The 21530-nt window shown below is 47.7% G+C and carries 17 protein-coding genes and 1 tRNA gene; 5 read left to right on the forward strand and 13 right to left on the reverse strand.

Annotated features, from left to right (window positions below; all coding sequences use genetic code 11):
• Positions 1-3: 3 nt before the first annotated feature.
• From GWC94_RS11420 to GWC94_RS11435, 4 genes are read right to left on the reverse strand one after another with little or no spacing between them, the layout of a single operon-like run.
• Positions 4-1158, reverse strand: coding sequence for a hypothetical protein (locus tag GWC94_RS11420; protein ID WP_161835150.1), 1155 nt, complete (start codon positions 1156-1158; stop codon positions 4-6).
• The gene (locus GWC94_RS11425) at positions 1143-3080 is read right to left on the reverse strand and encodes an ORC-CDC6 family AAA ATPase (RefSeq protein ID WP_161835151.1); all 1938 of its coding nucleotides are present in this window, start codon (positions 3078-3080) and stop codon (positions 1143-1145) included. The genes GWC94_RS11420 and GWC94_RS11425 overlap by 16 nt, the downstream gene beginning before the upstream one ends.
• On the reverse strand, positions 3014-4093 hold the full coding sequence (locus tag GWC94_RS11430) for a phosphoribosyltransferase-like protein (protein ID WP_161835152.1): 1080 nt from the start codon (positions 4091-4093) through the stop codon (positions 3014-3016). The genes GWC94_RS11425 and GWC94_RS11430 overlap by 67 nt, the downstream gene beginning before the upstream one ends.
• Positions 4090-5976 (reverse strand): hypothetical protein, encoded by a 1887-nt coding sequence (locus GWC94_RS11435; protein WP_161835153.1) that lies wholly within the window; start codon positions 5974-5976, stop codon positions 4090-4092. Before GWC94_RS11435 ends, GWC94_RS11430 begins: the two co-directional genes overlap by 4 nt.
• 326 nt (positions 5977-6302) lie before the next feature.
• Here GWC94_RS11435 and GWC94_RS11440 point away from each other — a divergent pair, with 326 nt between their 5' ends.
• The gene (locus GWC94_RS11440) at positions 6303-6686 is read left to right on the forward strand and encodes a transposase (RefSeq protein WP_161835154.1); all 384 of its coding nucleotides are present in this window, start codon (positions 6303-6305) and stop codon (positions 6684-6686) included.
• 165 nt (positions 6687-6851) lie between these two features.
• Here the strand turns inward: GWC94_RS11440 and GWC94_RS11445 are convergent.
• The 4 genes from GWC94_RS11445 to pth all read right to left on the reverse strand — a co-directional run bounded on the left by GWC94_RS11445 (position 6852) and on the right by pth (position 10379).
• Positions 6852-6925: transfer RNA gene (locus GWC94_RS11445), tRNA-Met, on the reverse strand.
• Between the two features lie 60 nt (positions 6926-6985).
• Positions 6986-9052: an alpha-ketoacid dehydrogenase subunit alpha/beta gene (locus tag GWC94_RS11450; RefSeq protein WP_161835155.1), complete on the reverse strand. Its 2067-nt coding sequence runs from the start codon at positions 9050-9052 to the stop codon at positions 6986-6988.
• Between the two features lie 39 nt (positions 9053-9091).
• Positions 9092-9703: a fumarylacetoacetate hydrolase family protein gene (locus GWC94_RS11455; RefSeq protein WP_161835156.1), complete on the reverse strand. Its 612-nt coding sequence runs from the start codon at positions 9701-9703 to the stop codon at positions 9092-9094.
• Between the two features lie 97 nt (positions 9704-9800).
• On the reverse strand, positions 9801-10379 hold the full coding sequence (gene pth, locus GWC94_RS11460; protein WP_161835157.1) for an aminoacyl-tRNA hydrolase: 579 nt from the start codon (positions 10377-10379) through the stop codon (positions 9801-9803).
• A 195-nt stretch (positions 10380-10574) separates the two neighbouring features.
• Here pth and GWC94_RS11465 point away from each other — a divergent pair, with 195 nt between their 5' ends.
• Positions 10575-11867: a sensor histidine kinase gene (locus GWC94_RS11465; protein ID WP_161835158.1), complete on the forward strand. Its 1293-nt coding sequence runs from the start codon at positions 10575-10577 to the stop codon at positions 11865-11867.
• A 66-nt stretch (positions 11868-11933) separates the two neighbouring features.
• On the opposite strand, the gene GWC94_RS11470 is transcribed toward GWC94_RS11465, so the two are convergent.
• Together GWC94_RS11470 and GWC94_RS11475 are read right to left on the reverse strand one after the other, a co-directional pair.
• Positions 11934-12524, reverse strand: coding sequence for a 50S ribosomal protein L25 (locus tag GWC94_RS11470; RefSeq protein WP_161835159.1), 591 nt, complete (start codon positions 12522-12524; stop codon positions 11934-11936).
• Positions 12525-12671: 147 nt separating this feature from the next.
• Positions 12672-13628: a ribose-phosphate pyrophosphokinase gene (locus GWC94_RS11475; RefSeq protein WP_161835160.1), complete on the reverse strand. Its 957-nt coding sequence runs from the start codon at positions 13626-13628 to the stop codon at positions 12672-12674.
• Between the two features lie 74 nt (positions 13629-13702).
• On the opposite strand from GWC94_RS11475, the gene radC reads away from it, so the two are divergent.
• A complete protein-coding gene (radC, locus tag GWC94_RS11480) occupies positions 13703-14392 on the forward strand; it encodes a RadC family protein (protein ID WP_161835161.1) in 690 nt (229 codons plus the stop codon).
• Between the two features lie 60 nt (positions 14393-14452).
• On the opposite strand, the gene GWC94_RS11485 is transcribed toward radC, so the two are convergent.
• From GWC94_RS11485 to GWC94_RS11495, 3 genes are all read right to left on the reverse strand, one after another.
• A complete protein-coding gene (locus GWC94_RS11485; protein ID WP_161835162.1) occupies positions 14453-14761 on the reverse strand; it encodes a DUF3467 domain-containing protein in 309 nt (102 codons plus the stop codon).
• Positions 14762-14858: 97 nt separating this feature from the next.
• The gene (locus tag GWC94_RS11490; RefSeq protein WP_161835163.1) at positions 14859-16331 is read right to left on the reverse strand and encodes a SusD/RagB family nutrient-binding outer membrane lipoprotein; all 1473 of its coding nucleotides are present in this window, start codon (positions 16329-16331) and stop codon (positions 14859-14861) included.
• A gap of 26 nt (positions 16332-16357) precedes the next feature.
• On the reverse strand, positions 16358-19588 hold the full coding sequence (locus GWC94_RS11495) for a SusC/RagA family TonB-linked outer membrane protein (RefSeq protein ID WP_161835164.1): 3231 nt from the start codon (positions 19586-19588) through the stop codon (positions 16358-16360).
• Between the two features lie 392 nt (positions 19589-19980).
• Here GWC94_RS11495 and GWC94_RS11500 point away from each other — a divergent pair, with 392 nt between their 5' ends.
• Both GWC94_RS11500 and GWC94_RS11505 read left to right on the forward strand, forming a co-directional pair.
• The gene (locus GWC94_RS11500) at positions 19981-20856 is read left to right on the forward strand and encodes a bifunctional 5,10-methylenetetrahydrofolate dehydrogenase/5,10-methenyltetrahydrofolate cyclohydrolase (RefSeq protein WP_161835165.1); all 876 of its coding nucleotides are present in this window, start codon (positions 19981-19983) and stop codon (positions 20854-20856) included.
• A 4-nt stretch (positions 20857-20860) separates the two neighbouring features.
• A complete protein-coding gene (locus tag GWC94_RS11505; RefSeq protein ID WP_235918516.1) occupies positions 20861-21505 on the forward strand; it encodes a 7-carboxy-7-deazaguanine synthase QueE in 645 nt (214 codons plus the stop codon).
• Positions 21506-21530: the final 25 nt, after the last annotated feature.

Genomic DNA, 21530 nt, shown 5'->3' on the forward strand with positions numbered 1-21530 from the left:
AAACTATTTTTTATACGGTTCCCCAGCTAACCACAACAAAAAGAGTTCCGACTTCTCGGCCTCATTTCCTGCAAGCCCGCTTTCTTCAATTTCATATCCGGATGAATCCACATTCAGGATCCCCACACGGATCGTCCTGAGCTGCTTGAATTCATAGGCGCAAAGTAACGCACCAATCGACAATAATTTACTGGAAAATGTGGAAATAACAATATCGCAGCCTTTGAGGACCTGCAGGGTCTCATTATAGTCGGTAATCGTCTCAAAAAGAGTCCGGTATACCTGGAATGGGTTCTGCTCGGCAACATATATGATATTTTGCCCCTCTACGTCCAGCCCGTCGAAAAGCAACTGGTGATATTCGATCAACAGGGCATCAGACCGGCGGGGATCCCGCGAAGGAAATGGTAACACAGGACAGATTTCGTCCGGACTGGCCTTGTCATACGCCGCTTTGATCTGTGATTCGGAGCCCTCGCCTAAAATAGGCAGCCAGATCACCTTTTTATTTTCACTGGTCAGCTCCGAGCCACCCTTAAAACCGTATACATAGGAAAGCTCAACATCGGGTTTAAACTCCTTGATATGGGAATCGAGGTTGGCATTTTCAGCCGTAAGAACGAAAAAATTGGGGGCATTATCTGCAAAATATTCATCCAATATCGCCTGAATCTGCCCGATCAGAGAGAAATAAATCCCCCTTGGCAGAGCGCTGATGTCCACAATAATATCAGTATACGGCTCAAAGATTGCCTTATCCCTGAAGAGGGCTGCTACGTGCTGGTCGCCGGTGCGTTTCTTCTTTTTCCCTTCTGCACTCCACAGTTCTATTTTCTGTGTCCGGATCTTATCGGCAGGTACCAGTTCACTTAAAGCATCCATGTTTGCTTTCACCTGCGGCTTATACTTACGTGAAGAAGAACTTCTTCCCTCATCATAGCATATAAGCAAACAGTCGGGTTGGATCGTAGGGCATTTACCGACGAGGGATTGAATACCCAGGTTCATGCGGTAATCAAAACCCTCTCCCATAATGTATAACAGTTTACGTTCCCCAGCCTCTGCGCAGAAATGACTGGCAAAAAACTCCTCCAGTTCTGCATTTTTTAGCAGAACGTACGGATCCCATTTGAATGACTGCTTTATTTTCTGGTCCATCGTAAAAGTTCGTCTGGTTTTCTGGACCTCCAACCTCCATAACTCAGCGGCAAATCAAAACGCACGCAGATCCATCGGTTAAGATAATAAACACTCTTTTTTTCACCTTTTTTTCCCTGCATGGTTTCCTTTATGTGCAGGAGATTATATGCCAGACAGGTGTTGATGACTACCTGTAAATTTTCGAATATTTCGTTTGATATCCAATCATCTTCGTTCAGCAGGCGAATGGTCCGGGTTGCGTCAATGTGAAAACCTGTCACCCCTGGAGCATAAGGAGCAGTTGGCCGGTACGTTTCGCTGTTGCAGAATGCACACAGGTTTTCAAGAAAACGAATCACCAAATGGTTGTCCGGCAACAACTTTGTTAGTTCCTTCCATTTTTCATTCGCCATCTTGCGAAGCTCTCTATCCTGGTCTTTGGCTGCAAGCGCGGCGTTGCTTTGGTTTAAATTGAGAGAGAGCATCCGTTCATAAAGTGGGGCGCTAAGGCTCAAGAATTGTTCGACATTATTGGTTGCTATCTTGGCTAGCATCGGCATCCCGAAGTAGTACGGCAGCGAATACTGTTTGCAAAGAAATAGCCTAGCGGCTGTGACGGTTTTTTCGTCAGTTTTTTCCCGCAACTCATCTACGCTTAAAGCATAGTTGAGATCCAGTTCTCCTTTGTTAAGATTGCGATTGATCAATATCTCGATCGTCTTAGCAAGTTGACACTGTTCAAGCAACGTACCATCGCTATTCATCAAATGATCTTTCCAAAGATCAAACTTCACTGTTTGAGCGGTGATAGCCCATATACGTTCGAATATCTCTGTTTTTGCTTTTTCAAGTGATGAAGACAAATCATACTCCGCCAGCGAAGGATCGAGAACGAAATCAACATCTTCCTTAGACTCCGCAGAACGCTTTGCTGCAATATTGTTGAGCAGTTTTTCAAATTTCCCTTCGTGATCCTTCCAGTAGTTTTCGAGGTGCAGTTCCAGGTAATCCCTGCCAACAGGTGTACGAAGATTGTTCAACGCCTCAAGTCTTTCGGACAACCAGATACTTACATTGCTTCTTTTTTCAAGCAGGTGCGCGATCAGTACTTCACGCTGCCCTTCAGAAAGTTTATGTAGATCGTCCAGCATAAACAACATCCGCTTGGGAACCGGAAACCCATCGACGGTTAAATATTCAGGTCGGAGCACGTCAATGGAAAAAAGTTCATTATGGCCTTCTATGGAGGTTTGCGATGGTGGAAGAAAGCTGTCGAGCAGTTCATAAATAGAGCGTTCGATACCTGCTGCCCATTCATACAACACCTGGCCATCGCAGGGCACCTGTATTTTTTTAAAATACAATTGGTCATTGGGATAATCAAACCGGATCCGAGGAAGATCTTCCGGGAAACGAAGTCTGCGTAATTCAAGTACAGAACGCAGCGTAGCAGTAATAATCCTGCTATTCAGTAATGAATAAAATAGCCTGGAACGGTTGCCCGCTTCGATAGCAGAGAAGTTTTCCAGTAATTCGTAATTCCTGGTAAAAGTGATATTGATACCCAGTATATCAATGTTATCCCTTGACACTGCACCAATCTTCTCCATTTTTTTATACAGCTCTTTGAACTCATCACTCGATTTGCGATTCTGGAGCGTAAGTAAAGAGCCAGGCTCGAAGAGTCGTAACAGTGATGTTTTACCAGCGCCTGGCGAACTGCGGATAAAAAATATACTATCCCATAATTTTCCGGACTGTAGTGATTCAATAAAATAATCCAGCACGATGGGACTGAACAGGCGCAGGAATCCAGCATCTGATTCGATTCGTTCAGATGCTCGCAGCAAGAATGGATTTCTAATCTTAATACTCATTTTTCTCTGTGTCTTGAAATCCTGGGAAAAAGCCCTTTTGGCTTCATGTCTGCTGGCAGCCAAAAAATAGCAATTGTATTATTGGGTGCATTATGATTTAGCACGATGGGTAACGCACACTCGTTAAAACCAAGATAAGGTTCATCATGTTTTCCTTTTTCATAGTGCTCATCTACCACCCGATTATCAAAATATTTCTTTAGAAAGGCAACGATCTCCTTATCCCCGGTGATACGCTCTTTAATAGTTGAATCGATCTCAAGAAGACAATCGACGGTCAGTTCGCAGTTTTTTCCAGTTTCTTTCTTCCATAGAGCAATCCCATCCTTAATGTTTTTGATAGCGTCTGTGGTTGCGATGTAAAACAGGATATGAATTTCAATATTATCGAAGTCTATTGCATCCTTATATCCTTCTGCACTTTCATCAAAAATTGTTTTGAGAACTTTTCCCAACTTTCCCTTCCCACCTGAGCGATAATAGGTTTTACCGCTGGCCGTAAAATCATCGATAAAAAAAAGTGTCCGAAATTTCTTACCGGGTAACGCTTCCTGGAGCTTTCCAACCATCTCTTTGATCTTCTCAGCCGAAGGTTCATACGTTGGCAAAACCTGCTCGTTGTTTAAAAAGGCCACTCGCCTAAACTGATCAATCCGTGAGCCATCGCTTAGGCCCATGTACATGGACATTTGCTGATTTTCGGCATATTGTGGAGAGTTAATGATCTTGGTAACCAGGTGCGGCGCGAGCCCTATTTCTGCAGCGGTCTTTTTGATCAGGAATGGATTTACTTTCTCCGGATAGAGAATATCCACCAGGTGAGATACTTGCTCACTGGAAATAAAGATCAAGTGTTCGCGAACGAGTTTGTAGGCTATTTTACGATCCTCGATTGTATCGAACTGTTGCAACCATTTCACCAGGCTTTCAATAAAACGTGTCCCAGGTGCAAACTGCTGGTATTCGTTCCATTTCAGGTCGGCCATGGCTTGGAGTAATGGGCGCTCCCGGTCGATTTCATCCGGCGTCCATTCCATGATTTTAACCAGCAATGTTTCTGTCAGTAAATTTCTCATAAAGCCCCAATGGTAAAATAGCCCTTGTGATAGTTAAGTTTTGAAAACAGGTACGCAACGGCTTTTTCATCACGTAGTCCGGGGGGGCAGAGATTCCAACCTGTTTCTATGTCCGAAGATACATCTCCTACGCTTAATGCGTATTTATTTGCGAGTAAAGCATAGTCGTTGCCAGGCCACTGTCCTTTATCACCGATACAAAGAGCTTCCTTAGCAAGGCCAAGCTTTGTACATAACTTTCGACAGTGAGAGAGAATGTGATTTTTGGATGCGACTTTTCTGGGAATGATATCAATTGAATGTGAGGATTCCACTACCGTTAGGTCGTCCAGATTAAGAAGCATCACTTCATTCAGTAATGTTTCCCGTAAAGAAACCCATTCTCCTGTTGTATCAGACCCGAAGGTGAGCTGGTTGGGGCTAACCTGGCCCGGTATACCGATTTTTAAAAGCCTGGACTCCACCTGTTGTAAGGAAGCATGCAATGGTTTGCTTTTGTTGGGCTTTTTGTTATCGGTTAACGACCCGATATCACTTCCATTATAATAACCTACTATTACCTGCTCCATAAGCTTAGGTGTTTTCACAAACACTTTCTCCAGTTCCTCACGCAAAGATTTACCACGACCGGAAATAACACCGATCACAAAACCACGCTTTGCAAAACTAACCAGCAGTTGTTTTATTTCACTGCCCATGCCTGTAAATCGATTCGCGGAAGAACAAAGTGTACCGTCGTAATCAAAGACGAGGCATCCATATCTCGCGGTTGTTAGTTGCAGAATGGTCTTATCGTATCCTTTCTTCCATAGGGCTTGTTTATCATTAGGCAGGTCAGACCATTTTTCCACTTTCGCTTTACGTGCTATAGCAACATCGGCAAGACTTCGTTTCTTATCTTCCAGGAGCCGCTCATAACTTAAGTGATAAATTTTAGAGCCATAAGGAGGAACACCTGGTCTTCCCGGATCTATTTTACGAACCTTTCCATAAAGGCTGATCAATTCCATTGCCTGAGTTAATAATTCGATCGTCCCGCCGTAACCATCTTCGGTGCTTTTCAAGAGAATAGCGGGAATCTCAGTTGGCAAAAGTGATAAGGTTTTCTGTGCCAGTTTCTCATCAGAAGGTGAACAAAGAGCGATAATGGCAGAATCGGGTTGTTTATCAAACCAGTTATGGCGTCCATGAGCAAAATGCCTGAAATCACTTATCAGACTGGGTGCAAGGCCAGCCTCCGAAAATTTGGATTCCAAATCGACAGCAACAGACTGATGATAGCCACCATAAAGTAAGGTAAAGCAAGTGCGTTCACTGGTCCGACTGATAAAACCAGATAATCCTATGCTTTGATCCGCTGGTGTATTTTGGACAAGGTTAAGCGTTTGCGACAAAATGGATCGATAAAGAATAACAAAATATGCGGCAAGAGAATTGGTCGCCAAAAAGCCATCCTTACCAACCGGTAAGGCATACTCATGAACATTACACGACGAATATTCAGCAGCAAGAGCATACAATTTTGTTTTTTTCCGCATACAAATGCCGGTAATCGAAATAGGCTCGCTTTCGATAGCTTTTTTGAAGGCGAAAAGAATATCGGTATTTCTGCCGCTGGCACTGATAAAAATTAAATTGGTAAAATGCAATGTTGGCCGTAAATAAAAAAGCTCCAACGGCGTAACTGCTTTTGCAAAAATTCCTCGGGAACTAAGAAGGTTGGCGGCGTACACGCATGCACTAAAAGATCCCCCGGAACCTACAACATATACTGGATGACTGTATTTGCTAACTGTTTTTGCCAGTTCCCTCACATCCAAAGCTGAAGCCCACGTGATAGTTTCAGGTACAACATTCAATTCATTTGAAAAAGGCTTTCCCATAGTGATAAAAATATTAAGTTATAGGGAGATTTTCCGAATAGACGTTCACAATCCGTAAACCTAGTGTCAAGTAGACTGATTGGACATCGAATTTAATACACTTATTAATAATATGCTAATTTTTTTAGTACTTTGCTAACGAAGGGGTAGTTAATCGCACGGAGGATCTTCTTCACCGAAGAAGTATGGGTGCTAGAGATTGATTTACCCGTTCACTTTCAGATCTTGAATCTTACATAATGCGTCTTTGCAGGTTTCACCAACTAAATGGGCAAAACAGAAAAACAGGGAGTTTTGGCTGGCAATAATTTTTTCCCAAGCAAAACATGCAACGTCATAAACAAATCAGAAAACTGTTTGCTATGCCATATCCAAAATTTGCCAGACGTAAAATATTATCTCTTCTTAGGTTAAAAGAACGTGGAATGTCGGTTCGCGAGCTTTGCAAAAAACAAAAGATTAGCCGGGCAACATTTTACAACTGGGTGGCGGCGCTTCGGATAGAGGCACTAGAGAAAGAAAACATACAACTCAAAAAAGAATTACTGAGTTTAAGACAAAAAAATAAAACGCCGAAAATCCGACCAAAGTTCGAACCCATCTGTGAGAACAATGATCAAGAATTATTTGAAGTGGTGGCAACAATGATAGCTGACATCATTTTAAATAACAATCCGGAAGAATTTTTGAACAAGCTGAAAAGCATATAGCTTAGTTCTAACTATTCTCATTCAATACCTGAATGAGGTTTCATAAAAACCGATTGAAAATAAAGGTTTTACGAGAGAGTGACTAAGACTTATTTTAACAAATAAGTGATTGATTATTAATAAAATAGACCGCTATTTGCGGTCTATTTTAACATTTTGTTGGTGTAGCGAGGAGCAGACTTGAACTGCCGACCTTCGGGTTATGAATCCGATGCTCTAACCAGCTGAGCTACCTCGCCAGAAGTGCGTAGCTTACACTAACGGGCTGCAAATATAGTGGGTTTGAGGCAATTGGATGGTCAGTACGCCAAAAGTTTCTGTATGCGGTCGGTGAGCTTTTCCGGTGTGGGCAGCATGGCTGCTTCGAGCGTAAGGTTGATGGGTACGGCAGGTAAGTTCCTGGCTCCCAGCACTTCAACAGGCGCGTCGAGAAACTGAAAACAATGGTGCGCTATCCGGTGGGCCAGCGCTTCGGCAAAAGAATTCTGCTGCTGTTCCTCGCTTAGCACCAGCACCCTGCCGTGTTTTTTTGCGGCGGAAAATACCAGTTCCTCATCAAGGGGATACAGTGTTCGCAGGTCTATGATCTCGATGCAGCCCGGCAAATTTGCCGCCGCCGCTTTGGCCCAGTATACACCCATTCCATAGGTGACTACACAAACCGTTTCGCCGCGACTGGTTTTCTCCGGGTCGGCCCCGGTCACGATCCGTCCCCTGCCCAGCGGAAGTACATAGTCTTTGGCGGGTTCGATGGTTTTTGCATCGTCGGTGCCCGGCACCTTGCTCCAGTAAAGACCTTTGTGTTCCAGCATGATCACAGGGTTGGGATCAAGGAATGCGGCTTTCATCAGTCCTTTCATATCAGCGGCGTTGGAGGGATAGGCCAGTTTGATACCCTTGATGGACAACAACGTGGTTTCGATACTGCCGCTATGATATGGGCCGCCGCCACCATATGCGCCGGCAGGCACACGCAGGACCATCTGCACCGGAAATTTGCCATTTGACAGGTAGCAGGATTTGGCTATCTCCGTCACCAGTTGGTTAAAGCCGGGGTATACATAATCCGCAAACTGTATCTCCACGATCGGCTTCATACCCAGGGCGGAGAGCCCTGCCGTTGACCCTACAATATAGGCTTCCTGGATCGCGGTATTGAATACCCTGTGGTCGCCGAATTTTTCCGCCAGGGTGGCCGCTTCGCGGAACACACCACCCAGTCTGCGGCCCACATCCTGTCCGTAAAGAATGGCTTCGGGGTATTCGGTCAGTATTTCTTCTATCGCATGCAGGGCCGCATCCACCATCATCACTTTTTCGGCATTCTCCGGTACGCGCTGCCCTTTTTCTTCTTTTACCGGCGACTCGGCAAATACATGCGCTTCTACCGAGTCGGCACCGGGTTCCTCTGCCAGTTGCGCTGCCGCAAAATCGGCCGCGGTCCTTTCCTGGATGGCTGTCTCTGCCTGAACGATCTGCTCTTCCGAATGACCGCTCCTGCCTACCAACAGGCGAAGCCTGGGCAAAGGATCGTGTATGCTGTGCTGTGCAAGGTTCTCCCTGTCGCGGTAAAATTCTTTCCGCACCCCGCTGGTATGGTGTCCCAGCAGCGGAACCGTGGCATGTACCAGCACCGGTTTTCGCTGCGAACGTGCATACAGTACCGCCTGTTCCATGGTTTCATAACTGCGCACAAAATCGCTGCCATCGCATTGCAGTCTTTTCAGCCCTTTGAATCCTGCGGCATACTCGTAGGCGTTCATCGTACGCACTTCCGCTGCAGAAGCACTGATGCTCCATTCATTGTCCTGCACCAGGTATACCACCGGCAATTGTTTGAGTACAGCAAACTGAAAAGCCTCGCTCACCTCTCCCTCCGTTACACAGCCGTCGCCGAGCGAACACAGCACTACCGGCAGACTGCCATCAGTATTTTTTTGCAATAACGGCGAATTTGTTTTTTCCAGGAACTGCAGTCCCTGCGCCACACCGGTGCTGGGTATTGCCTGCATACCGGTGGCGCTGCTCTGGTGTATGATAAAGGGCTTGTTGTCCTGCCTGCTGCTGGGATGACAGTAATAGGATCTGCCTCCGGAAAAAGGATCGTCTTTTTTGGCCAGCAGCTGCAGCATCAGTTCATAGGGCTGGAACCCCAGGGTCAGCAGGATGCTGTCATCGCGGTAATAGGGACTGACCCAATCGCGGGAAAACAGCTGCATACCGGCGGCTATCTGTATGGCTTCGTGGCCGCGGGAAGTGGAGTGAACATATTTGCATACCTGCCGGTTGGCATCATATATCTCCGCCATGGAACGGGCGGTGAACATAAGCCGGTAGGCATGCAGCAATAGATCGGGAGTGAGCATCTGGCAATCGCTTAACCCGGCAATAATAGAACATTCCCCTTACTTGATCTCGAGCGAGAACATTTTTTCTTTTTCGTAAAACCCTTCCAGCAGGTCGTTGGTCACGCATTCACCAACACCTGCGGGAGTGCCTGTATAGATCAGGTCGCCGATGTTCAGTGAAAAATACTGCGAGATATGCGCCACAAGGGTATTGAAAGAAAAGATCATCTGCTCGGAACTGCCGTTTTGTACGGTTTCGCGGTTTTTCTGCAGGGAAAATGTTATCGGTGTTTTCCGGTTTTCCGGCGTTAATGGAACCCATTTGCCCACGATGGCAGAATTGTCCCAGGCTTTTGCTTTTTCCCAGGGCAGCCCTTTTTTCTTGAGCTCGGCCTGGATATCGCGCGCGGTGAAATCGATCCCGATCGTAAATGCATCGAAATATTTTTCGGCCTGATCAGGATGTATGTAACGACCGTTTTTGGCGATACGAAGCACGATTTCCGCCTCGTAATGCAGTTCGTTGGTGAACTCGGGATAATAAAACGGTGAATTGGCCTGCAGCAAAGCTGTCTTGGGTTTCATAAAGATCACAGGCTCTTCGGGAACGGCATTGCCCAGTTCTTTTGCATGGTCTGCATAGTTACGTCCAACGCAGAAGATTTTCATAGTCTTGAATTTAAAATAATAACCAAATAACGAACCAGGCGTAAACAAACCAAAGACCGTTACTTAAATCGTATTTGTATAAAACTAAGGAATATTTCTATTTTCCGAAGCGCAGGGTATTTATCATGTTCATGGTGCGGGCAAGACCAACGGCAGCAAAAGATTCGATCACTTCGGTGCATTTTTCGATCTTTTCCTGCACAATGGAAAGTTCTTCGGGCATCCATTTCCCGAGCACAAAATCCACCTGCCTGCCCTTGGGAAACCGGTTGCCGATGCCGAAGCGAAGTTTGGCATACTGGTCGGTGCCCAGGGTAAGCTGTATATCCTTTAATCCGTTATGACCTGCGTCGCTGCCCGAACCACGCAAACGAAGTGTATCCAGGGGCAATGCCAGGTCGTCCACCACGGTGAGCGTAGCGTTTAGCTCCAGTTTTTCCCTGTCCATCCAGTATTTGAATGCTTTCCCGCTCAGGTTCATGTAGGTGGTGGGCTTGATGCAGATAAAGGTCTTGCCCTTCCATTTTACCTCTGCCACATCGGCCAGGCGGTCGCTCCGGAAAAAGCCTCCATGCTTCAATACAAAAGCCGTTACCACATCAAAACCGATATTGTGGCGTGTATGACGGTATTCGTCGCCGATATTACCCAAACCGATCACTAAAAATTTACTCATAGCTGAAACCCAAAAATAACTGTAACCGGCGGATCGGCAATGGAGCGGCCGACCGGTTGCGTTGTCGAAACCCGATTGGCCGGAAACCCGGCGGGCGGGGCTTATTGACCAGTCAAGTTTTCAACCGTTCGCCTGTCTTGTAACAACTTATACTACAAAACCCGTAATTTCACATTCCCCGTCCAAAACTAACTGATGCTCCGTCAACTGTTCTACAAGTTGTATGCTTTTGGTGTTCGTGTTGCCAATATCGGTGTGCGCGAGGATCAGGCTTTTCATGAAAAAAAGAAAACCCAGGTCATCAACCTCTGTGTTGCATTCGGGTTCTTCCCCAAGCTGTTTTTCATCGTCCAGAACCTGGTGTACGAAAAGTACCTGCTGGTGGCGTTCAATCTTATTATGGCGCTGGGCGGTATCGCCATTCTTATCCTGAACAGCTATGCTAAATACCGGCTGGCCAGGCTGCTCATCATTTCCGCGGGCTGTTTGCTTTTCGGACTGAGCGCTATTTTTTACCGGAATGGCGGCGAGTATTTTTTGCTGGCCAACCTGATTATCATCATTATCTTTTTTACCGATACAAAATACCTGGTCGTTACCAGCCTGGTCAATTGTGTGTTCTTTATCGGCATCAAGGTATTTCATCATTACAGCGATTTCGTTTATGATTCGGTTCCTTTTGAAAGGGTACTGTTCAATATCAGCTGGTCGATGGTGCTTGTGATCATTGCCTTATGGTTCTTCAAAACCGAGCAGCTTTCTTACCTCAGAGAGATCGAGGCCAAGAACAACGAACTGCTCAAAACCAACCAGACCAAGGAAAAACTGTTTTCCATCATTGCGCATGATCTCCGCTCACCCATCGGGCAGTTAAAAGGTTCACTGGAACTGGTGAACCACGATTATATATCACCGGAGAGATTCTCGCAGATGGCGGCAAAGATCTCGGATAATGTAGACCAGCTGCATAACACGCTCGACAACCTGCTGCGATGGAGCCTGAGCCAGTTACAGGGAATTACGGCCAACCCCGAGCGAACCGAGATAGCACCGATCCTGGAAGAGAAATACCATATTCTGCAGCAGAAACTGGAGGAAAAGAATATCCGGCTTGCCATCAGCGGCATTACGCAGGCGGTTTGGGTAGACCCTGACCACCTGCGGCTGATACTACGGAACCTGCTTTCCAATGCAGTGAAGTACAGCCATGCCAACAGCGTGATCTCCGTTACGGCAAGAACAGACAGCGCAGGACATATCACCATCCTTATCCAGGACAATGGCACAGGCATGAGCGATACGGTAAAGAGCCATATTTTCCATTCCGATACCATCCAGTCCAAACCCGGCACAGCCAATGAAAAAGGTACGGGGCTGGGACTGAAACTCTGCAGGGAATTCATTGAAAAGAACCATGGCCGCATTTACGTGGAAAGCGAGGAGAACAAAGGAAGCTGTTTTTACGTATGTCTTCCCGACGCGGGCTGATGCGGCTGACAATAACAAAGAAAGGCCCGCATTGCGGGCCTTTCTGCTGAATCAATATTGCACTGATTATTTTTTCTTCTCGTCTTTCGTCGCAGAAGCTTCTTCCTGTTTCAACTGACGGGTCAGTACTACGGAAGCGATGGGAATACGGGGAGAGTTCAGTATCTCCAGGCCATCTTCCTTTACATCTTCCACACGGATATTACCGTTCAGGTCCAGGTTGGTGATATCAACCGGGATCGCTTCTTTCAGGTCTTTCGGCAATGCCTTTACCTTCAGCGATTTGATTTTGGTAACCAGTTTACCACCGTTACGAACACCGATAGAAGTACCGGTAAATTTGATAGGCAGGGTAGCGATCACTTTTTTGTTCTCTACCAGTTCCAGCAGGTCAACATGGAGCAAAGAATCGTCCACTTTGTCAAACTGCAGGTCCTTCAGGATACACCTGTAGGTTTTGCCATTCACATTAACTTCTGCCACCAGAAATTCACCAGTGTACACCAGAGGCTTGAAAGCCTTTGCAGAAGCGAAAAAATTCACTTCTTCAGCACCCCCGTAAATTACACCTGGCACGTTTTCCTGAGAGCGAATCTGGCGGGCGGCTTTTTTGCCATGTTCGGTCCTCAGGTGACCTTCGATTGTAATTGATTTCATGATAAAAATTTTGGACGGCAAAGGTAAGGAGCGTCAGGCAATTAACAGCTAAGAATCGAAAAATAATACCGGGGTACAGAAACACCTTGTACCATACTATCAATTAATAAATTATAAATTATAAATTTTTATTAATTGATAGATGACTTACTTATCCCTTCCGCGCAGCTGCGAGTGGATGAATAAACTGGTAATGCTTTTGTTTTCGTAGGCATTGCGGATAGCGATGGCGAAAAGATCGGCCACGGAGATCACTTTTATTTTGGGACTGTCCTGTTTCAGGGGAATGGTATCGCAGACAACCAGTTCTTCCAGTACGCTCTTCTCGATATTCTCATAAGCCTTTCCGCTCAATACCGGATGTGTGATCAGTGCGCGTACGCTGCGGGCACCTTTTTCTTTCAGCAAACCGGCGGCCTTGGCCAGGGTGCCTCCTGTATCGCAGATATCGTCTACCAGGATGATATCCTTGCCCGCCACATCACCGATCACCACCATACTGGCGATCTCGTTGGCGCGTTTGCGGTGTTTGTCGCAGATCACCATTTCCGAATTGAAATAGCTGGCTATTTCACGCACCCGGTTGGTGCTGCCCACATCGGGCGCCGCAAAACAAAGGTTATCGAGTTTAAGCTGTTCAATATAAGGAATGAAGATGGCGGAGCTGTCGAGATGGTCCACGGGCACATCAAAGAACGCCTGTATCTGCGGCGCATGCAGGTCCATAGTGATCACCCGGTTGGCACCGGCGGCCTCCAGCAGGGTGGCAATCAGCTTGGAGCCTATGGCCACACGGGGTTTGTCTTTCCTGTCCTGCCTGGCAAAACCATAATACGGTATCACAGCAATGATCTTGTAAGCGCTGGCCCTTTTTGCCGCATCGATCATGAGCAGCAGCTCCAGCAGGTTATCGGTGGGGGCACAGGTGCTTTGTACAAGAAAAACATAATCGCCGCGGATACTTTCGAGGAAGATAGGCTGAAACTCTCCGTCGCTGAATTTCTGGATGTTGATCTTACCGATGGTGGCACCAAAGCGCTGCGCGATTTTTTCCGCCAGCTTTTGCGAACCGGTGCCGGAGAATATCTTGACGGATGGGTTCATAATAGTGAGGACTTGCCGCGAAGATATAGATAAGGTTAAGAAATTGTAATTTGATTTTATCCTAAAATTTTTTTATGCGCAAATATTCTATCAAGGACTGGGCGCCCGACGACCAGCCAAGGAGCAAGCTGGTCAGCCGCGGTGCCCATACCCTCAGTAATTCGGAGTTGCTGGCCATACTGATTAATAACGGCACCCCGCAGCATTCGGCACTGGATGTGGCAAAAAACCTGCTGCAGGCGGTCGGTAACGACCTGCAGAAACTATCCACGCTTACCGTGCCGGAAATGGTAGGCAGCCGCATCGCGGGCCTGGGAGAGGCAAAAGCGATCACCATTGCGGCGGCGCTTGAATTAGGCGTAAGACGGGCAGCTACACAGTCTAAAAAGCAGCAGATACTGCGAAGCACCGAAATGGCCGACTACCTGCGCGCCAGCCTGCAGTACCGCCAGCAGGAGATATTTGCCGTAGTGTTCCTTAATACGGCCAATAAAGTGATCCAGATCGAGCATATCAGCGAAGGTGGGTATACTGGCACCGTGGCAGACCCGCGGGTAATCCTGAAAAAAGCCCTGCAGCACAATGCCACGGCGCTTATCCTGTGTCATAACCATCCCAGCGGCAACCTGCGTCCCAGCCGGGCAGACGAGCTGCTGACGCAGAAAATCAAGAGCGCCGCCGCTTATTTTGATATCCGTATCATCGACCATATCATCGTAAGCCACGAGGGTCATTTCAGTTTTGCCGATGAGGGGTTGATGTAGTTTGAAGTTTGGGGTCTGCAGCCTGTGGTTTAATGTATGCAAGCATCCACAGACCGCCCGCTAAGCCTGGGCTGTGGGACCGCCGAAATTCATCGGTATCTCTACGTGTTCAAGGTCTTTAATATCGCCGTTCGCCGCTTCGTAGCGCTGTATGTTTTCCTCGAGCGCTTTCATAAAACGTTTGGCATGCATGGGCGTAAAAATAATGCGTGATTTGACACGGCTTTTGGGTGTGCCCGGCATTACATTCACAAAATCTATCACAAACTCGGCAGTGCTATGGGTGATAATGGCAAGATTGGCATAGGAACCTTCGGCTACCTCCTCACTGATCTCAATATTCAATTGGTTGTTCTGTTGTTGTTCCATACGGAGTATTTGGTGCAAATGTATCGAAAAGCCGACGGGCCGGAAAAAAAAGAGACCGCCTGGGAAAGCGGTCTCTGTATTCAAGGGAATGATAAGCTTACTTATCCCACCAAACTTTGGAATCCTGCACATCGCCACTGCTCATACGTGCAGCAGCTGCTTTTGCATTGGTTCCGTTGAGGGAATATTCATCGGTTCCGTAGATATACCTGCGCGGAATCTGCTTACCGGGATTGGTAGCATAAGGCGCCGGTGTAAGCACAGGGAAACCTGTTCTTCTCCATTCAGCCCATGCCTGTGTACCATCGGGGTAAGTAGCCAGCCAGCGCTGGGTACCGATCTTCTCAAGGTTACCGGTTCCGTATAGGATATTTGTCTGTGCAACATAGTTCGCAGCCTGGGTTGCTGTGTAGCCGTACTGTGCAAAAGACAAAGTGATACCCTGTACATACAGGGCAGCCGCCACCTCGGGGGTCCATCCTCTTTCAGCCGCCTCGGCACGTGCAAACGTAACCACGGCAGCGGTCAGCAGGTTAACCGGATCGGTTGCTGCTGTACCGGGTCCTTTCAGGATGTATGCAATACCGCTTGTGATCAACACCGCGTTGGCACGGTCAAGACCATAAGGGAATCCGTTTGGCGTAGTACCGTAAGAAGCCAGACGGGGATCGTTGTTGTTAGAGAGGAAATCGGTAACAACTTTACTTTCCGCGTTGTCAACCCTTGCACTCACCACATAGTTTGAGTAGAAAGGATTGGGATAGTTGGTACCTACATACCCAACAACAATGTTCTCGTTGTTGGCGCTGATATATCCGGCGGCGTCGTTCAGGGCTGACTTGAATTCAGTAGCGGCCCACTCGGTTGCACCGGGGTATATTTTGCTGGTACGCAATGCAATCAGCATACGCAGAGAGTTCGCAAACTTTTTCCATTTGGCCGACCATACGGAAGTTGCTGTAGAGCTGCTTACGTTCATCAGTACATCGCCGGCGAACTTGGTGCCGGTGTTGTCAAACTGTGCGTTCGCTTCTTTCAGTTCCTTGATCAGATCTTCGTAGATCGCTTTCTGGGTATCGTATTTGGGAAGCTTGTTGGCTATTCCTTTCAACGCCTCAGAATACGGAATATCGCCCCATCTGTCGGTGATGGTCCAGAAGATATAAGCTTTCAGGATCCTTGCCACCGCAATCTGGTTGGCATTGGTTCCCGCAGAACCTACGATACCTTTTGTAGCGGGATCGGTATTCTGGTTGATGATGTTCTGCAGGTCATACAGATCACCGGAATACAATCCCGAAAAAGAAAGGATCGGCGCAGTGTACAGGGACGTGCCCGGGTACTGCGTCTCGGAAAAATACTGTGCATATTGTCCAGGCTGGATAGACACCGCGTAATCACCGATACCGGCTTCCACGTTGGTCAGCAGGGCTGATGTTACCGGTGTGGAAGTAGCTCCGGGGTTAACGTTCGTATCTCCGAAATCCTTGACTTTGTTACAACCCGGTCCAACCAACGCAAAGGTTGCCAGTGCGGCTGTAACGGATGATATTTTCAATAGTCTTTTCATATTCAAAGTTTTTAAAGAAGTAGTTATTAGAATCCAATACGCAGGTTAACACCCAGAGACCTTGTACCGGGATACTGTCCATTCTCACCATAGCTGTTGCTGATCTCAGCAGGATCGTAATCCTTGGACTGAGAGTAGATCAGCCACAGGTTGTTGGCAACAACAGAAAAACGCAGGCTCTGGAAGATTTTGTCAACTTTCAGTTTTTTCACGTCGAAATTGTATCCCAGGCTCAGCTCGCGCATTTTGATAAACGTAAGATCGTAGATATTGTTATCAGTGATCCTGCTTGAGTAGGTTTGCTGATAATAATCCATGGCACCTACGTAGTAGTCAACAGGTTTGCCGGTATTGTCTACACCGAATACGTGTACACCACCGCCTGCTGCCACATCATCACGCACGTTCTTGCCTTTGTCGTTGATAGCAGCTGTTCTTGCCGTCAGACCGGAGAAGCTACCCCAGAAGTCAGACAGAGAAGCAAATTTGCCACCTTTCTGGAAATCGACGTTCACGTTCAGCACAAAGTTTTTGTAAGTGAAAGTGTTCTGCACACCACCTGTGAAATCAGGTAATACGCTTCCCAGGTAGGTTGGGGTTGCTTCCCTCAGCCAAAGACCTGCAGAAGACAGGATGGGCACGCCATTGATGGTCTGCTTCCTGTAACCGTACAACTGACCCCACTGCTGTCCCACAGCCTGAACCAGGGTAGGAACATAACGACCACCGAATGAACCGTTGGCGTATGCGATCTGTTTAACGGAAGAATCACCCAGGCTCACCACTTTGTTGTCTATGATGCGGCTGAAGTTCACGTTAACATCCCACTGGAAGTCTTTACCCCAGATAGGTTTTGCATTCAGCGTGATATCGAAACCTTTCTTGGACACTTTACCCACATTGGTCAGCAAACCGCTGAAACCGGTGGTTGGTGTAAGTGAGGTGGTGATCGGGAAATCTGTGGAAGTCTGATCCCAGTAAGTGAAGCTCAGACCCAGCCTGTTCCTCAGGAAACGGAGGTCGATACCTGCTTCTTTTGCGGTGTTAACAGAACCATGGATACCCGGATCAACCACCGTGTTCGGTGTGCTCATCAGGAAGTTGGTACCCCACTGGTTGGCTGCCACTGAATAGCTGAAACCAGGATAAGCATAGGCGCCGATGGTTGCAGGCACCTCACCCCATGAAGCTCTCAGTTTACCATAAGAGAAGATGGAGTTGGAGGTTTTGTTAATCAGGTCGGAGAATACAAAACTTGCACCAAATGATTTGATGAATACAGAGTTTGCAGTAGCCGGTAACTGAGAGTAATAGTCGTTACGCAAAGTGAAATCTGCGAACACCATGTTTTTCCAACCCACGTTACCGGTTACGAAACCAGCGCGGTATTTGGACGCTTCCCTGAAATTAGAGTAAGCGATGGCGTTTTTGGAGTTGTTCAGTGCGTACAGGTTATCTACGTTCAAACCGTTAACGGTGTTGGCAGCGACCTGGTTGGAGTATGACTGGAAGATATCAAAACCAACGTTGGCGTTTACATCGAAATCATTGAATTTCTTTGCATAGCTCAACAGGCCTTCAAAGTTCTCCCTGTTTGAGTAAGAATTCTGTGTGCCATAACCAGCTTTCAAACCCGTTTGAACACCGCTGTACTCAAGGATGGAGTAAGTTTTGTTCTCGGTCCAGGTTGTATTCTGGTTTTTACGGTAAGTACCTTTCAGTTTGAAATCGCTGTTGATTTTATACGTCAGCGACACATCACCATATAAACGGTCTTTCCTGTTTACGTTGTTGATGTTGTTGAAATAAGAATTGGTATTGTACCAGTAGTTGCCTTTGTACCAGTTAGCCTGAGAAACGGGGTTGGTAAGGCTGTAGCTGCTGGGGTTAGAGTGGTTCCAGCTGGCCAGGTAACCCTGTGGTGAACGCAGGTCTGACAGATCGCGCATAAGCTGGTAGTCAAGATCGCGGTGGAACCAGGAGTTGAAGTTACCGGTAGAGTTATTGGAATAACCATCGGAGAACTCACCATATACCGTCTGCGTTACATAGTTGATGTTGGCAGCCAGTGTAAGCTGAGGATTCAGGTCAATACTGGTAGAGGTCGTCAGGGTATGTTTTATCAGCTTCGACGTAGGTATGATACCTGTCTGGTTGATGTTACCATAAGAGATCCTTACAGAGGTGTTATCGGTAGCTTTTGAGAAAGATACGTTGTTGTTCAGGTTAACACCGGTGTTGTAGAACTGCTTGATGTTGTTTGGCTGTGCTACCAGGCTGGCTGTTTTACCGGTGTATTGTGTTCCGGGATACCAGGCATACCAGGGAATGTATTCCTGACCCTGCATAGCCGGACCCCAGCTTGCATCATCCGTATAATCGGGATACATTTTGCCATCGAGCGATTTCCACGCATCGGGCATACCTGTAACCCAGGTGAATTTTGTGAGGTCGGGGTTACCACCGCCGGCATACACGTTCTGGTATTTAGGCAGCTTGTACACCTTGTCGAAAGTAACGTTGGAGTTTACGGTAACACCGATACCTTTTTCGCCTCTGCGCGCTTTTTTGGTGGTGATTACCACAGCACCGTTGGCACCGGCAGGTCCCAGCAGGGCAGCAGCAGCAGGGCCCTGCAGCACGCTGATGCTCTCGATATCGTCGGGGTTGATATCGTTTGCAGAAGGCATCTGGGTACCGTTCACTACATACAATGCAGTGGAAGGACCGGTGATACCATTCTCACCCCTGATACGGATGGCGTTCTCCACACCCAGTTTACCGGAAGCCTGGCTCTGAACCTGGATACCGGCAATTTTACCGGCAAGCGCGTTGTTCACGTTCAGCTGGCGGGTAGTTGCCAGCTGGTCGCCCGAGATCGTCTGGGCACTGTTGCTGGAACTGCGGGAACTTCTTTTGGTTTCGAAGGCGCTGGTGATCACTACCTCTTTAAGAAGTGTGTTATCACCTGCTTTCAGGGAAAAACCCAGGCTGGCCTGTCCTGTGTAAGGCGTAGATGTTGACTGAAATCCCACTGCGGATACTTCGATCACATCGCCGTTCTGGGCTTTGATACTAAATGAACCGGCCGCATCGGCAGAGGTACCTTTGCCTTTGCCTTTGATCACTACCGATGCAAAGGGAACAGGTTCCCCTTTTTCGTCAGTAACCTTTCCGGTCACAGTCTTTAACTGTGCAGTGGCGCCTACTACAAAGCATAGCATTGCCACGAGGAGGGTGGATACAATTTTCTTCATGTGCTTTAGTTTTTTAAAAACTTAGGGGGCTAAATTAGGGAAAATGTTAAAAAAAATCTAACATGGCCCGACAAATGCCCTTGGTATTTAGAAAAAATCATATACTACCCAAATCGCTGGTTAACCATTTTTAATGATTTTCATTATCAAATCATTATTTTTTACATGATTTTGTAAATTTTTCCGCAAAATCTTGCTGTTTTTCAAAAAATATATTACGTTAAAAAATATGTGAAAAACGGTATTCTCCCGTTAAAAAACGGAAACAGTAGGGTGTTTAAACGGTATCAGCGAATGCAGAAGAATGTTTCAACCCGGGCGGTGCCACGCTTCGCCCCTGTAAAACAGGCTTATGCGCCTGGCTTAGCTTCATAAGACCTACTTTTGCAGCCATGATGGTATTAGACGGCAAAATCGCTTCTGCAGCGGTTAAAGAACAACTGAAACAGCAAACCGAACAGCTCCGCGCCGCGGGCAAACGGGCACCGCACCTGGCAGCCATTCTGGTGGGAACCAACGGCGCCAGCGAAACCTATGTGGCCAGCAAGGTCAGGAACTGCGAAGAAGTGGGGTTTGGCTCCACCCTGGTGCGACTGGAAGAAAATGTGGCCGAATCGGCGCTGCTGGAAGCCATACAGGCACTGAACGATGATCCGGGGGTAGACGGCATACTGGTGCAGTTGCCGCTTCCCAAACAGATCAGCGAACAGAAAGTGATAGAAGCGATTAATCCGGCAAAAGATGTGGACGGCTTTCATCCCAGCAGCGTGGGCAAACTGGTACAGGGACTTCCTTCTTTCATCCCCGCCACGCCCTACGGGATCATGCTGATGCTGGAACATTTTAACATCGATACCAAGGGAAAACATGCCGTGGTGATCGGTCGCAGCAATATTGTGGGCCGGCCGATGAGCATCCTGCTGAGCAGTAACCTGGCATACGGCAACTGCACGGTAACGATCTGTCATTCGCATACCAAAAACCTGGCTGCATTCTGCACACAGGCCGATATACTGGTGGCTGCACTGGGCAGACCCGAATTTGTAAAAGCCGATATGGTAAAACCCGGCGCCATCGTGATCGATGTGGGCATTACCCGCGTGGAAGACGCCACTGCCAAAAAAGGCTTCCGCATCAAGGGCGATGTGGCCTATGCGGAAGTGGCCCCGAAAACAGCTGCCATCACACCTGTGCCCGGCGGCGTAGGGCTGATGACGATAGCCGGCCTGCTCAAAAACACCCTGGCAGCCTACCAGGCAAGAACCTGACCGAATGATCGCTGACTTTTTGAATACCACTATGACCCATCCCACCCAAACACGTACCCTTCCTGTTATGGAAGCCTTTTACACCCTGCAGGGCGAAGGTTTTCACCAGGGGCGTGCCGCCTATTTTATACGGCTGGGCGGATGTGATGTAGGTTGTTTCTGGTGCGATGTAAAGGAAAGCTGGGATGCTGCTTTGCACCCCCCACTGTCAGTTGACGCGATCGTTGCCGCCGCTGCCGGATACCCTGGCCGCCTGGCCGTTGTTACCGGCGGCGAGCCCCTGCTGCACAACCTGGATGCGCTCACACATGCCCTGCACGAAGCCGGTTTTGAAACCAATATGGAAACTTCCGGATCCTCGCCGCTGAGCGGGGAATGGGACTGGATCTGTCTTTCGCCCAAAAAATTCAAACCGCCGTTGTCCGGGGTTATTTCGCGCGCCAACGAACTCAAGGTGGTCATCTACAACCAACACGATTTTACCTGGGCCGAAACCTATGCCGCCCAGGTGCCCGCCGGCTGCAAACTGTACCTGCAGCCCGAATGGTCAAAAGCGGCGGAGATCACGCCCCGGCTGATAGACTATATAAAAACCCACCCGCAATGGGAGCTGAGTATGCAGCTGCATAAGTACATCAACGTACCCTAATTAACGGGACTGACCGCACTGTTTT

Source organism: Sediminibacterium soli (assembly GCF_009939225.1).
Classification (GTDB): Bacteria; Bacteroidota; Bacteroidia; order Chitinophagales; family Chitinophagaceae; genus Sediminibacterium; species Sediminibacterium soli.

Excerpts from the sequence above, each read along its gene's own strand:
- GWC94_RS11505 (WP_235918516.1), top strand. The coding sequence starts at position 20,861 with ATGATCGCTGACTTTTTGAATACCACTATGACCCATCCCACCCAAACA.
- GWC94_RS11430 (WP_161835152.1), bottom strand. The coding sequence starts at position 4,093 with ATGAGAAATTTACTGACAGAAACATTGCTGGTTAAAATCATGGAATGG.
- GWC94_RS11485 (WP_161835162.1), bottom strand. The coding sequence starts at position 14,761 with ATGGAACAACAACAGAACAACCAATTGAATATTGAGATCAGTGAGGAG.
- radC (WP_161835161.1), top strand. The coding sequence starts at position 13,703 with ATGCGCAAATATTCTATCAAGGACTGGGCGCCCGACGACCAGCCAAGG.
- GWC94_RS11420 (WP_161835150.1), bottom strand. The coding sequence starts at position 1,158 with ATGGACCAGAAAATAAAGCAGTCATTCAAATGGGATCCGTACGTTCTG.
- pth (WP_161835157.1), bottom strand. The coding sequence starts at position 10,379 with ATGAGTAAATTTTTAGTGATCGGTTTGGGTAATATCGGCGACGAATAC.
- GWC94_RS11455 (WP_161835156.1), bottom strand. The coding sequence starts at position 9,703 with ATGAAAATCTTCTGCGTTGGACGTAACTATGCAGACCATGCAAAAGAA.
- GWC94_RS11490 (WP_161835163.1), bottom strand. The coding sequence starts at position 16,331 with ATGAAAAGACTATTGAAAATATCATCCGTTACAGCCGCACTGGCAACC.
- GWC94_RS11450 (WP_161835155.1), bottom strand. The coding sequence starts at position 9,052 with ATGCTCACTCCCGATCTATTGCTGCATGCCTACCGGCTTATGTTCACC.
- GWC94_RS11435 (WP_161835153.1), bottom strand. The coding sequence starts at position 5,976 with ATGGGAAAGCCTTTTTCAAATGAATTGAATGTTGTACCTGAAACTATC.
- GWC94_RS11500 (WP_161835165.1), top strand. The coding sequence starts at position 19,981 with ATGATGGTATTAGACGGCAAAATCGCTTCTGCAGCGGTTAAAGAACAA.
- GWC94_RS11465 (WP_161835158.1), top strand. The coding sequence starts at position 10,575 with ATGCTCCGTCAACTGTTCTACAAGTTGTATGCTTTTGGTGTTCGTGTT.
- GWC94_RS11475 (WP_161835160.1), bottom strand. The coding sequence starts at position 13,628 with ATGAACCCATCCGTCAAGATATTCTCCGGCACCGGTTCGCAAAAGCTG.
- GWC94_RS11495 (WP_161835164.1), bottom strand. The coding sequence starts at position 19,588 with ATGAAGAAAATTGTATCCACCCTCCTCGTGGCAATGCTATGCTTTGTA.
- GWC94_RS11470 (WP_161835159.1), bottom strand. The coding sequence starts at position 12,524 with ATGAAATCAATTACAATCGAAGGTCACCTGAGGACCGAACATGGCAAA.
- GWC94_RS11440 (WP_161835154.1), top strand. The coding sequence starts at position 6,303 with ATGCAACGTCATAAACAAATCAGAAAACTGTTTGCTATGCCATATCCA.